Raw genomic sequence first — 12,312 nt, forward strand, 5'->3', positions numbered from 1 at the left:
ACTCAGACCTGAGAAGCAGCAACCGCGCAAGCCACAGTCATGCCGACCATGGGGTTGTTGCCGGCGCCGATCAGGCCCATCATCTCCACGTGCGCAGGCACGGAAGAAGAACCGGCGAACTGTGCGTCGGAGTGCATACGGCCCATGGTGTCGGTCAGGCCGTAAGAAGCCGGGCCAGCTGCCATGTTGTCCGGGTGCAGGGTACGGCCCGTGCCGCCGCCGGAAGCCACGGAGAAGTATTTCACGCCATTCTCCACAGCCCACTTTTTATAAGTGCCGGCCACCGGATGCTGGAAGCGGGTGGGGTTGGTGGAGTTACCGGTGATGGAAACGTCCACGTGCTCGTGACGCATGATGGCCACGCCCTCGTTGACGTCATCCGCGCCGTAGCAGCGGACAGCCGCGCGTTCGCCGTCGGAGAAGGCGCGTTCTTCCACAATGTGCAGCTCACCGGTCTTGTAGTCATACTGCGTCTTCACATAAGTGAAGCCGTTGATGCGGCTGATGATATAGGCCGCGTCTTTGCCCAGACCGTTCAGGATAACATGCAGCGGGGTCTTGCGGGCTTTGTTGGCGGTGCGGGCGATGCCGATGGCACCCTCAGCAGCCGCGAAGGACTCGTGGCCAGCCAGGAAGGCAAAGCACTTGGTCTCGTCGCGCAGCAGCATGGCGCCCAGATTGCCGTGGCCCAGGCCAACTTTGCGCTGCTCAGCCACAGAACCGGGAACGGTAAAAGCCTCCAGGCCCTCGCCGATGGCAGCGGCACACTCGGCCGCGTTCTTCAGGCCGCGTTTCACGGCGATAGCGGTGCCCAGGGTATAAGCCCAGACAGCGTTCTCAAAGCAGATGGGCTGCACACCTTTGACGATGGCCTCCACGTCGATGCCTTTGTCGAGGAGCATCTGACGGCAGTCGTCCAGGGTACCCAGATTGTTTTCTTTCAGGCATGCCTCAATTTTCGGCATGCGGCGTTCCTGTCCTTCAAATTTTGCCATTGTTGTCTCCTCCTCTCTTACTCTTCACGCGGGTCGATGTATTTGGCGGCATTCGCGAAACGGCCGTAGGTGCCGATGTTTTTCTCATAGGCTTCCTTCGGATCTTTGCCGTGGCGGATGTCTTCCATCATCTTGCCCAGACGCACGAACTGATAGCCGATGGCCTCGTTGTTCTCGTCCAGCGCGACCTTGGTGATGTAGCCCTCGGTCAGCTCCAGATAACGAACGCCTTTGGCCTTCGTGGAGAAGATGGTACCGGTCATGGTGCGCAGGCCCTTGCCCAGGTCGTCCAGGCTGGAGCCGATGGGCAGACCGTCCTCAGAGAAAGCGGTCTGGCTGCGGCCGTAAACGATCTGTTTGAACAGCTCGCGCATTGCCACGTTGATGGCGTCGCACACCAGGTCGGTGTTCAAAGCTTCCAGAATGGTTTTGCCCGGCAGAATCTCGCCTGCCATGGCGGCGGAATGGGTCATGCCGGAGCAGCCCAGAGTCTCCACCAGAGCCTCTTCGATCACGCCGTTTTTCACGTTCAGGGACAGTTTGCAGCAGCCCTGCTGCGGTGCGCACCAGCCCACACCGTGGGTGAAGCCGGAGATGTCCTTGATTTCGTAGGCCTTGACCCACTGACCCTCTTCCGGAATGGGCGCAGGACCATGGTGCGGGCCCTTGGTGACCGGGCACATATGCTCTACTTCATTCGTATAAGTCATACTTGCTATGCTCCTTACTTTGTTAGTTTTTTAGCACACTCTGCTAACCTATATTATAGAGAATCACCGGTTGGAATGCAAGATATGCATGTCCTTTTTTTCTTTTTTTACACGGAAAGAAAATGCTTTTTTGAAAAAGCAGACAAGCCGTCTTGTTGGAAAAAGAGGTTCATGCTATACTTATAAATAAAATTGGTAATACTAATTTATATTTCAATACCAGAGGAGATGACCCGTTATGGCGCAAGTCAACGTAAATGATATTGATTTGAAAGAGTTCAACAAAGTGCTGACCAGCTGTAAGGGCGATGTGTTCATGGTCACCAAAGAGGGCGACCGGCTGAACCTGAAAAGCAAGCTCTGCCAGCTGATCGGCTTCACCAACCTGATCGAAGGCGGCCACATCGCCAACGCCACACTGGAGTGCACCGACCCGGAGGACCATGTGCGTCTTCTCCGCTTCGGCCTGTTTCATCCGCACGAAGAGTAAACGCATCCCCTTGCGCTGTGCGCAGGGGGATTTTTCGGGGCAGATCGATTGACACTTCTCCCCGCGGCGTAGTATGATAAATAAAATATGCGCAAAAAATTTGAAGAGGTGGATCCATTGGCATTTTTGGAAAAACTGTTTGGTTCCTTTTCGAAAAAGGAACTGAAAAAAATACAGCCCATCGCCGACAAGGTGCTGGCGCTGGAAGATACTTACGCCGCCATGAGCGACGCCCAGCTGAAGGACATGACGCCCAAGCTGAAAGAACGCCTTGCCAAGGGCGAAACACTGGACGATATTCTGCCCGACGCCTTCGCCGTCTGCCGTGAGGCTGCCTGGCGTGTGCTGGGCATGAAGCATTTTCCCGTGCAGATCATCGGCGGCATTGTGCTGCACCGCGCCTGCATCGCGGAGATGAAGACCGGTGAGGGCAAAACCCTTGTGGCCACCCTGCCTGTATACCTGAACGCCCTGACCTGCAAAGGTGTGCATGTGGTCACGGTCAACGATTATCTGGCCAAGCGCGACTCGGAGTGGATGGGCAAGGTCTATCGTTTCCTGGGTCTGAAGGTCGGCCTGATCGTGCACGGTCTGAACAACGACCAGCGCCGCGCCGCCTACGCCGCAGACGTGACCTACGGCACCAACAATGAGTTCGGCTTTGACTATCTGCGTGACAACATGGTCATTTACAAAGAGCAGATGGTGCAGCGCGGCCACGCCTATGCCATCGTCGACGAGGTGGACTCCATCCTGATCGACGAGGCCCGCACCCCGCTGATTATCTCCGGCCAGGGCGACAAGAGCACGGACCTGTACAAGCTGGCCGACAACTTTGCCCGCGGCCTGAAAAAGAGCGTGGTCGCCGAGCTGGACGACAAAGAGGCTCTGGACGACCAGGTCGAAGGCGACTATGTGGTGGACGAAAAGAAAAAGACCGCCACGCTGACCAAAAGCGGCATTGCCAAGGCCATTCAGTACTTCAATCAGGAGAATCTGTTCGGCGATTCCGACGGCAATGTGACCGAGGAGTGCCTGACGCTTCAGCACCACATCAACCAGGCCATCAAAGCCCGCGGCGTGATGAAGCGGGACGTGGACTATGTGGTGCGTGACGGCGAAGTCATCATCGTAGACGAATTCACCGGCCGCCTGATGCTGGGCCGCCGCTACAACGAGGGTCTGCACCAGGCCATCGAGGCCAAGGAAGGTGTGACCGTCGAGCACGAGAGCAAAACGCTGGCTACCATCACCTTCCAGAACTTCTTCCGTATGTACGACAAGCTGGCCGGCATGACCGGTACAGCCCAGACTGAGGCGGGCGAGTTCGAAGAGATCTACGGTTTGGCCGTGGTGGAAATTCCCACCAACAAGCCGGTGGCCCGTCAGGACATGAACGACGTGGTCTACAAGACGGAAAAGGCCAAATTCGACGCTGTCATTGAGCAGATCATCGAATGTCACAAAAAGGGCCAGCCGGTTCTGGTTGGCACCATTTCCATTGAAAAGAGCGAATTGCTGAGCAAGCTGCTGAAGCACCGCGGCATCAAGCACGAAGTTCTGAACGCCAAATACCATGAAAAAGAGGCGGAGATCGTTGCACAGGCCGGTAAATTCGGCGCGGTGACCATCGCCACCAACATGGCGGGCCGCGGCACGGACATTATGCTGGGCGGCAACGCCGAGCACATGGCCAAGGCGGATCTGCGCAAAGAGGGCTTTGCGGAAGAGCTGATTGTGGAAAGCAACGGCCACGCAGACACCAGCGACGAGGAAATCCTCAAGGTGCGCGCCCGCTACAACGAGCTGGAGGCCAAACACAAGGCGGAAATTGCCGAAGAGGCCGAAAAAGTGCGCGAGGCCGGCGGCCTGTTCATCATCGGCACCGAGCGGCACGAGAGCCGCCGCATCGACAACCAGCTGCGCGGCCGTGCCGGCCGTCAGGGTGACCCCGGTGCATCCCGCTTCTTCATCAGTCTGGAAGACGATCTGATGCGTTTGTTCGGCGGCGAGCGCGTGCAAAACCTGATGAACAGCATGGGCGTGGAAGAAGATATGCCCATCGAGAACAAAATGATTTCCGGCAGCATTGAAAATGCACAGAAAAAGCTGGAGGCGCGCAACTTCTCCATCCGTAAAAATGTTCTGCAGTATGACGACGTCATGAACTCCCAGCGCGAGATCATCTACGGTCAGCGCCAGAAAGTTCTGGCCGGCGAAGACGTATCGGCCAATGTGCACGATATGGTGACCATGTCCATCGAGGGAAATGCCCGGCTGTTCCTGTCCGGCGAAGTGGCGGATGACTGGGACTTCGACGGCCTGCGCAACCATTACCGCGGCTGGCTGACCAAGGAAGACGATTTCCACTACACCCCCGCGGAACTGGGCGAGTTGAAGATCGAAGACGTGGTCAAGGTTCTGACCGACCGTGCGGAACTGATCTGCAAAAACAAAGAGCAGCGCTACGGTTCCGATTTGATGCGTGAATTCGAGCGGGTCGTGCTTCTCCGCGTGGTGGACACCCACTGGATGGATCACATTGACGCCATGGAAGAGCTGCGCCGCGGCATCGGCCTGCGCGGCTATGCGCAGCGTGACCCGGTGGTGGAGTACCGTATCGAGGGCTTCAATATGTTCGACGCCATGGTGGAATCCATTCAGGAGGACACCACGCGCATGCTGCTGACGCTGGAACTGCGGCGCGAGCAGCCCATTCAGCGCGAGCAGGTGGCCAAACCCACCTCGGAGAGCGGCGCGTCCGACGGAAGCATCCAGAAACAGCCGGTGCGCAAGGTCGTCAAGATCGGCCGCAACGATCCCTGCCCCTGCGGCAGCGGTCTGAAGTGGAAAAAATGCACCTGCAAACAGTACCACCCCGACCAGAACGGAACCCCTGCAAAATAAACAAAAACGGCATCGCCCAGGCGATGCCGTTTTTTATTGTCTTCTGTGTTAGGTTTCCGGTTTCTGGTGCTCGACCTCCCGGCCGTCGGGCGTATGTGCCCCGAAGGAAGGGACAAACAAAAATTTGCGGATGGCAAACAGCGCCGCAATGGTGATGACTGTGAGGAAATTTTCCAAAGGCGTTGTGTGCTCTACGATCATCTGCCGTGCAATGGCAAACAGGAGCACTTCAATGGCAGAGCCCGGCGTATGCTTGGACAGCATTTTGATAAACTCCACGCCGATGACCAGATTGAATACGTGACCCAAAAAAGTATTGAACGCACTGGAAGCGTCCGGGTCCTGCACAAGGCCCGACAATTCCCCCACCACACGGAATCCGGTCAAAAAAATCGCAATCAGCACCAGCGCGGAAATGGCAATTTCCACCACGCTGGCCAGAAAGGCCACTTTTTGGCGCAAAAACTCTTTTGCTTTCATCGTTCCTTTCCTTTCAAGGCTGCGCAGACTTTTCGCACAGCAGTTTTCTATTTTCATTATTTCCGATTCTCCGCGTTTTGTCAACAAAAAGCGGGTGAAGCGAACGCTTCACCCGCCGAATGTTTGTCACGGACGCTTGGCCAGCGGCATTGCCACAGTCAGCAATGCCCACGCAATCTGATAGAGCAGCACCGCTCCCAGAGAAATGCTGCCGAGCCCCGCATAGAAGGCCAGCAGAACGCCGAACAGCGCACTCAGGAAAATCGCCGCCGCCTGCACGATTCGGGCCAGACGCTCGCCGCTGGCCGCGCTGGCCGCCGCACGCATGCCGCCCAGGAAGCTGGCGCAGGTGCCCGAGTGCACCATGATGCCTTCGCTCTCCGCACGGTAGGCTGTTTCGGCCTGCAGAACGTCACATTCCGGCCGGCTCAGCACCTTGATCGTCCCCTTGGGAATGCGGTACGTGCTGGCCACCAGCTTGGAAGTGACATTGAAATCATCCGACTGCACCAGGACGCTGATCCCGCTTTGTGCCAGCCGGTCCAGAATCTTTCTGGCGCCCGCATTGGGCCGGTAGCTGACCAGGAACATGCCGAAGAGCTTGCCGGCCACCGCCATATAAATGGGGGCCATACGGCCGTTTTTGGTGTATTTGTTCTCATAATCCATGCTGGGCAGCTCAATGTCATGGCGCTGCATCATGGCGCGGTTGCCGATGATGACGCGGTTGTGCTCAATCCAGCCGGTAAAGCCGTAGCCGGTCTCCTTGTTCAGGCTCTCCACAGGATACAGCAATTTCTGGTTGTTTTGGATGATCTGCAGGAAAATCTCCCGAAGCGTTACGCAATTTTTCACCAGCATGCTGGCGCCATACAGGATCAGAACATCCAAACGCTCTTTTTCAAAGGTTTTCATGCCATGCAGCTGCACGCTGCCCACCGGGAACAAATCCCGGTCACTGAGCAGCACGGTGTTGACCCGTCCCAGCGCATCCACGGCACTGGGGCCGGGAATGACCGCTTTGTGGCGGGCCGCAAAACGCTGCATCAGCTGCGCGGGCACAGCATACACCAGGGTGCAGGCCAGGGGCGCCGCAAGGCACAAAGCCCCTGCCAGACCGGACAAAGCCGGCAGAACCGCTTTGGCTTTTACACCGCAGATCACCGCCGCAAGCACCGCTGCGCCCGCCATTACATAAGAAAGGCGCTGTGCCGCCGCATCGTTGATGCGGGTGGAGAAACTCTGGCTCAAAAAGCCCCGCACCAGCGCGGTGGGACGGCTGACCAGCAATTTGGGGTCCGGCTCGCCCAGCCCGCTGCACAGCCGCCGGGTCATCTGCTCCTTGGGCAGGATAAAAGCGGCGGCATGTTCCGCGCCGGAGGTTGCCAATTCAAAATTCGCACAAATCACGCGCACCTGGATCCACTTGCCCAATGCATTCATAAACAGGAGCAGAGCGGCCACCGGTGCAAACAGAGTGATCTGATCGGGGTCATACGCATCGGTAATAAACAGATAACCCACATTCTGAATCAGCGCGCCCGCCACCGCCAGTGAACAGAAGCTGTCCGTGGTCGGGTCATGGATCAGGCCTACAAAGCCGGCGCCGATGGTGGTGATGGAAATCAGCGCGCTGGTTGCCAGCAGCACGAAATTCGCCAGCAGGAAATACAGCGGCTGTGAATGCGCGTCCAACATCTGGAAGGGCGGCAGGCCGCCTTCCGGTACAGTGAAGCCCAAATAGAGTAAAACCAGCGCAATCGCACCTGTGACAGCGCAGCGGATGATCCGCGTTCTGCGCATATCCGCCAGATTGGAAGCAACCGCGGGGGCGTCGGAAAGGTTCTGATATTCTTCGATATCCTCCCGTGCCCATTCTTCTTCCGGTTCTTCCCCGGCAGGCACTGCGAAATCATCGCCGGTCAGCGTCACATCGATTTTCGCCCGGCGTTTGGACTTGGTGCGGGACAAATCCTCTTCCTGCGCTCCTGCAATGGCCTGTGCCAATGCGGCGGCGCTGACTTTCTGCGTGCCTTCCTGCGGCGCGATTTTATTTTTGGGCAGATCCAGCGTAATGGAATCCCACTTGGAATACGGGGAAACGTCCGCAGACGAAGCAGACGCCGCAGGTGCTTTTTCGGCCGCTTTTTTCAGCACGGGAATTTCCTGCGCTTCATCGGCCGACACCAGATCGCCCGGAACTTCCAGTTCCCCGGTCAGTTCCGCTTCTTCCGGCGCGCGGAATTTCTTGAGCAGACCGCCCAAAAAGCTGCGCTTGCGGCCGGTCACTTCGTCCATGGCCGCCCGGTCGGTGGCAACGGTGGTTCCGAAGAAGCTTCGGAAAGCATCATCCACTTCCACGTCGCCGAACCGTTTCCCGTCCATGCTGTGGTCTACTTCTTCCGGCTCCTGCTGCAGGTTCTCCCGGTCGTGCTGTTCCTGCTGTTTTTTCTCCTGGTCCATCTCCGCCAGGCGGCGGCGAACCTCTTCCTGAATGGCAAACTGCGCCGAATTGTGAATGGTGTTGCGCGCCTCGCGCACCGCCTGCTCCATGATCCGCTGACGCTCGGCCTCCTGCTTTTGCGCCTCGGTTTCCGTAAAGAACTTAATGGAAGGCAGCTCCAGCGTGATGGGCTCTTTTTTCTCTTCTTCCATATCGTCCAGCGACACGTCAATCTGAGGTTTCGGCCGCTCGGGCTTCTGTTCTTTCTGCGGTTTTTCTTCTTTTTCCGGTTCCGGTTCCGGCTGCTCCTCCGCCTCCGGCTGTTCCGGTTCTTCCTCCTCCGGAAGATTCATCTGCGCACGGACGCTGGCACGTTCTTCCTTGGTGTAGTTCTCAGCCGGGTCCGGCAAAAGGATGGGGTCCATGTATTCCGGCTTCTTGGTGTCAAATCCAAGGCCGCGCATGATCTCATCCAGTTCGGCATCCTTGCTTTTCCGGTTCGCCGCGCTCTGCGGCTTTGCCCCAGAGGCGCTGGCCCGCTTTTTCTGCACCTGGGCCAGAATATGATCGATTTCAGAATCCCGGACATAGTCCTTATTCTGCTGTGCACTCAATGGGAACCCTCCGTTCCATAAACCCCAGGCCGCTTACTCGCCGCGCTGGCGCATGATCTCATACAATAAAATACCCGTCGCAACGGACACATTGAAGCTGTCCACACCGGTCGTTCCGCCTGCCATCGGCAGGGAGACCACTCCGTCACACAGACTTTTCACCAGCTGTGAAACGCCTGTGCCCTCACTGCCCGCCACCAGCGCAATCGGGCCGCGCAGATTCTGGCCAAAGGCGGAAGGACCGCCCATATCCGCACAGTACACAAACACGTTCTCCTTTTTCAACGCGCGCACTGCCTGACCGATGTTCGCCACACGCGCCACCGGCAAACGGGCGGCAGCACCGGCGCTGGACTTCAGCACCGTGGCCGTGACGGACACGCCGCCGCGGCGGGGAATGACCACCCCGTGCACACCGCACAGCAGCGCAGTGCGGATCAGCGCCCCCAGGTTGTGCGGGTCTTCAATGCTGTCGCACAGCAGCAGAAAGGGCGGTTCGCCTTTCTCTCTGGCCACGTCCAGAATCTGTTCCAGTGTGACATAGGAGACATTGGCCGCCCAGGCTGCCACGCCCTGATGCCCCTGGGTGCCACACATGCTGTCCAGCTTGGCAGCACGCACCCGCTTGACAACGGCCCCGGCCTCTTTGGCCAGCGCCGTATAATATCCGATCTGTTTGGGCTGCATGGTGTCCTGCACATACAGCGTGTCCACCGCACCGCCGCTTTTCAAAAGCTCGGTCACCGCATTTTTGCCGTAAACCAGCGTTGTATCTTTCCCGCTTTGGGTTTTCTCCTGCTCCATAAACTCTCCCTGCAAGGCCGACCGGCCAAAAGGCATACGTCGGCATGGTATTCTGTTATATTATAGCATACAAGCAGGGCTTTTTCTATCTTTTTTCACTTTTTCTTCCCATCACAGCAGCCAATGGACCAGCGCCAACAATCCGGCCGCCAAAAGCATGGCTCCCGCGCCCCACCCGTACAGGCCCGCCCCGCCTTTGCGCCAGGTGGTCAAGCGGTCCGCATATCCGAGGGCGGCCTCTTCCTGCGTGCCCAAGCGAACCGCCGGGCAGCCCGGCTTGAAGAACACCAGAACTTTTTCGATGTTTTCATCTTTGGGTTCCTGTATTTCCACCACATCGCGGCGAACGCCCTTCATAGATTCTTCTTCCCTTCTGCGTTTTTATCCTGTGAACAGTTTGGGGCGCGCCTTGGCAAAATAAACAGTTTCTCATCCAAGCTTTGGTTCATAATTCTCCTTTCTGCGTTCTGACAAGAGGGTTATACACCTTGTAAAAGGTAATTTTTTCCTCTTGAATGTTGAAAACTCGGTTGAAACTGTGGATAAACTCTTAGTTTTCCCCAAAAATCAGCTGTTGAAACCAGGTTTTTAACATGGTTTTCAACCGTGTGTTAAAAACTTTTCCACAAAACAAACTGTTTAAATTTTCCTGTCAAGCTTTCAAAACAGATATTTTTTGATTGGAAAGCATTGGATTTTCTCTTTTTTGCACAGAGAAAAAACAGAAGGCCTGCACCTTTACAGCGCCAAAAAATTGTCCGACTTTTCTTTGGGCCCTGTTTCTTGACAGCGGGCACCGGCCGTTTTATCATTAGATGAGGATCGAAATAATACCCGTCGGACGGGAGAGGAGGAACTTTTGTGGGATTTGAACGAACATTCAAAGCGCTGTCCGATCCGACGCGGCGCCGCATTCTGGAACTGCTGCGCGGCGGCCCTCTCTCCGCGGGCGAACTGGCCAGTTCCTTCGGCACGACCAATGCCACCATCTCTCACCATCTTTCTGTTTTGAAAGAAGCGGAGCTGGTGACCGACGAAAAGCGCGGCAAGTATATTTATTACGAACTGAACACCAGCGTGGTAGAGGACATTATGGCCTGGGCCGCGGGGCTGGTGCGGGAGGTTTCTCATGAAAAAGATCAGTAAAGCGGAAATTCTGATTTGGGCCTTGGCGCTTCTTCCCCTGGCCGGCTGCCTGGTCGCCGGGCCGTTTCTTCCCCGCGAGATCCCCATGCACTGGAACGCCAGCGGGCAGGTGGACCGGTACGGCGGCTACGGCGAACTGCTGCTGTTGGCCGCATCCGGGTTCGGCATCGCCCTTTTGCTGAAATTTGTGCCGCGGCTGGACCCCAAACGGGCCAACTACCAAAAATTTTCCGCCGGCTACACCGCCATCCGCCTGTGTCTTGGCCTGTTTTACACCTTTATGGTAGGGCTGACGCTGGCCACCGCCCTGATTCCCGAAGCGCAGAACACGCTGGGCGTAGACCGGCTGTGCATCGGCGCCATGGGCATTGTGTTCTGCGTCATCGGCAACTTCATGCCCAAGTTCAAGCACAACTACTTTTGCGGCGTGCGGGTGCCCTGGACGCTGGCCAGTGAGGACAACTGGCGGCGCACGCACCGCTTTGCAGGGCCCGTCTGGTTCTGCTGCGGGCTGGGAATTTTTGTCTGCGCCTTCCTCTTTCAGGGAACGGTCCTGTCGGTCATCACCTTTCTTTGGATGCTTCCCCTGGCTGCGCCCATCGTGTACTCCTATTGGATCTTCCGCCGCGCGCAGCGCGGTGAGGACAGCCCGCATGAAAAATAAGACGAAATCCGCCTCGTTTTTTACTCAAACGCAATTGATTTTGTCCGCCTCGTGCGGTATACTAGTAAATAGTTAATTGTTTCACAAGGGTGCATTGCGCCCCATTTAAAATTGAGAGGAGCACCATTATGCTGGTAAGTGCAACCGAAATGCTGAAAAAAGCCCGTGACGGCCACTATGCGGTCGGCCAGTTCAACATCAACAACCTGGAGTGGACCAAGGCCGTTCTCCTGACCGCCGAAGAGCTGAAGAGCCCCGTGATTCTGGGCGTTTCTGAAGGCGCAGGCAAATACATGACCGGTTTTAAAACCGTCGCCGCCATGGTAAAAGCCATGGTCGAAACTCTGAACATCACCGTTCCTGTGGCACTGCACCTGGACCACGGCACCTATGAAGGCGCCAAAGCCTGTGTGGAGGCCGGTTTCTCTTCCATCATGTTTGACGGAAGCCACTATCCCATCGAGGAAAACATCGCCAAAACCACCGAGCTGGTGGCTCTGGCTCATGCCAACGGCCTGTCCATCGAGGCGGAAGTTGGCTCCATCGGCGGCGAAGAAGACGGCGTGATCGGCGCCGGCGAAGTGGCTGACCCCGAAGAGTGCGCCAAGATCACCAGCCTGGGCATCGACTTCCTGGCTGCCGGCATCGGCAACATCCACGGCGTGTATCCGGCCAACTGGAAAGGCCTGGATTTTGAGGCGCTGGACAAAATCCACAACGCCACCGACCACATTCCTCTGGTGCTGCACGGCGGCACGGGCATTCCCGCTGACATGATCAAAAAAGCGATCAGCCTGGGCGTTTCCAAAATCAACGTCAACACGGAGTGCCAGCTGAGCTTTGCGGCTGCGACCCGCAAATACATCGAAGAGGGCAAGGATCAGCAGGGCAAGGGCTTTGACCCGCGCAAACTGCTGGCGCCCGGCACCGAGGCCATCAAAGCTACCGTCAAAGAGAAAATGGAGCTGTTCGGCTCTGTGGGCAAAGCGTAATTCTTGCAAAAGCCGATTTTCCGGCCCGCTGCCATGGCAGCGGGCGCGGAAGAGCACACGTCGGAAC

General features: G+C 57.0%; 11 protein-coding genes. 5 read left to right on the forward strand and 6 right to left on the reverse strand.

Going from position 1 to position 12,312, the window contains the following annotated elements; translation table 11 throughout:
* Nucleotides 1-2: 2 nt before the first annotated feature.
* Nucleotides 3-995 carry a GGGtGRT protein gene (locus WMO24_RS01995; RefSeq protein ID WP_349214533.1) on the reverse strand — a complete coding sequence of 331 codons (993 nt, stop codon included), beginning with the start codon at nucleotides 993-995 and terminating at the stop codon, nucleotides 3-5.
* Nucleotides 996-1,012: 17 nt separating this feature from the next.
* Entirely contained in the window at nucleotides 1,013-1,705 is a 693-nt protein-coding gene (locus WMO24_RS02000; RefSeq protein WP_349214535.1) for an iron-sulfur cluster assembly scaffold protein, read from the reverse strand.
* 238 nt (nucleotides 1,706-1,943) lie between these two features.
* On the opposite strand from WMO24_RS02000, the gene WMO24_RS02005 reads away from it, so the two are divergent.
* Together WMO24_RS02005 and secA are read left to right on the forward strand one after the other, a co-directional pair.
* Nucleotides 1,944-2,195, forward strand: a complete 252-nt coding sequence (locus tag WMO24_RS02005; protein ID WP_349214537.1) for a hypothetical protein — start codon at nucleotides 1,944-1,946, stop codon at nucleotides 2,193-2,195.
* A gap of 117 nt (nucleotides 2,196-2,312) precedes the next feature.
* Nucleotides 2,313-5,102, forward strand: coding sequence for a preprotein translocase subunit SecA (secA, locus tag WMO24_RS02010; RefSeq protein ID WP_349214538.1), 2,790 nt, complete (start codon nucleotides 2,313-2,315; stop codon nucleotides 5,100-5,102).
* Nucleotides 5,103-5,150: 48 nt separating this feature from the next.
* Here the strand turns inward: secA and WMO24_RS02015 are convergent, their stop codons facing one another.
* The 4 genes from WMO24_RS02015 to WMO24_RS02030 form a co-directional block, all read right to left on the reverse strand.
* On the reverse strand, nucleotides 5,151-5,639 hold the full coding sequence (locus tag WMO24_RS02015; protein WP_349214540.1) for a phosphate-starvation-inducible PsiE family protein: 489 nt from the start codon (nucleotides 5,637-5,639) through the stop codon (nucleotides 5,151-5,153).
* 69 nt (nucleotides 5,640-5,708) lie between these two features.
* Nucleotides 5,709-8,639, reverse strand: coding sequence for a hypothetical protein (locus tag WMO24_RS02020; protein WP_349214542.1), 2,931 nt, complete (start codon nucleotides 8,637-8,639; stop codon nucleotides 5,709-5,711).
* A 33-nt stretch (nucleotides 8,640-8,672) separates the two neighbouring features.
* A complete protein-coding gene (rlmB, locus tag WMO24_RS02025) occupies nucleotides 8,673-9,443 on the reverse strand; it encodes a 23S rRNA (guanosine(2251)-2'-O)-methyltransferase RlmB (protein WP_349214544.1) in 771 nt (256 codons plus the stop codon).
* Nucleotides 9,444-9,554: 111 nt separating this feature from the next.
* Complete coding sequence (locus tag WMO24_RS02030) at nucleotides 9,555-9,800, reverse strand: hypothetical protein (protein ID WP_349214545.1); 246 nt, start codon at nucleotides 9,798-9,800, stop codon at nucleotides 9,555-9,557.
* Between the two features lie 504 nt (nucleotides 9,801-10,304).
* On the opposite strand from WMO24_RS02030, the gene WMO24_RS02035 reads away from it, so the two are divergent.
* The 3 genes from WMO24_RS02035 to fba all read left to right on the forward strand — a co-directional run bounded on the left by WMO24_RS02035 (nucleotide 10,305) and on the right by fba (nucleotide 12,245).
* Complete coding sequence (locus tag WMO24_RS02035; protein ID WP_349214546.1) at nucleotides 10,305-10,589, forward strand: autorepressor SdpR family transcription factor; 285 nt, start codon at nucleotides 10,305-10,307, stop codon at nucleotides 10,587-10,589.
* Nucleotides 10,573-11,253, forward strand: a complete 681-nt coding sequence (locus WMO24_RS02040; protein WP_349214548.1) for an SdpI family protein — start codon at nucleotides 10,573-10,575, stop codon at nucleotides 11,251-11,253. The genes WMO24_RS02035 and WMO24_RS02040 overlap by 17 nt, the downstream gene beginning before the upstream one ends.
* Nucleotides 11,254-11,381: 128 nt before the next feature.
* Nucleotides 11,382-12,245, forward strand: coding sequence for a class II fructose-1,6-bisphosphate aldolase (gene fba, locus WMO24_RS02045; RefSeq protein WP_349214550.1), 864 nt, complete (start codon nucleotides 11,382-11,384; stop codon nucleotides 12,243-12,245).
* The last annotated feature ends 67 nt before the right edge of the window (nucleotides 12,246-12,312 follow it).

Source organism: Ruthenibacterium intestinale (genome assembly GCF_040096265.1).
GTDB lineage: Bacteria > Bacillota > Clostridia > Oscillospirales > Ruminococcaceae > Ruthenibacterium > Ruthenibacterium komagatae.

Bases quoted from the DNA above. Each gene is read 5' to 3' on its own strand.
- WMO24_RS01995 (WP_349214533.1), bottom strand. From the start codon at position 995: ATGGCAAAATTTGAAGGACAGGAACGCCGCATGCCGAAAATTGAGGCA.
- WMO24_RS02000 (WP_349214535.1), bottom strand. From the start codon at position 1,705: ATGACTTATACGAATGAAGTAGAGCATATGTGCCCGGTCACCAAGGGC.
- WMO24_RS02005 (WP_349214537.1), top strand. From the start codon at position 1,944: ATGGCGCAAGTCAACGTAAATGATATTGATTTGAAAGAGTTCAACAAA.
- WMO24_RS02015 (WP_349214540.1), bottom strand. From the start codon at position 5,639: ATGAAAATAGAAAACTGCTGTGCGAAAAGTCTGCGCAGCCTTGAAAGG.
- rlmB (WP_349214544.1), bottom strand. From the start codon at position 9,443: ATGGAGCAGGAGAAAACCCAAAGCGGGAAAGATACAACGCTGGTTTAC.
- WMO24_RS02030 (WP_349214545.1), bottom strand. From the start codon at position 9,800: ATGAAGGGCGTTCGCCGCGATGTGGTGGAAATACAGGAACCCAAAGAT.
- WMO24_RS02040 (WP_349214548.1), top strand. From the start codon at position 10,573: ATGAAAAAGATCAGTAAAGCGGAAATTCTGATTTGGGCCTTGGCGCTT.
- fba (WP_349214550.1), top strand. From the start codon at position 11,382: ATGCTGGTAAGTGCAACCGAAATGCTGAAAAAAGCCCGTGACGGCCAC.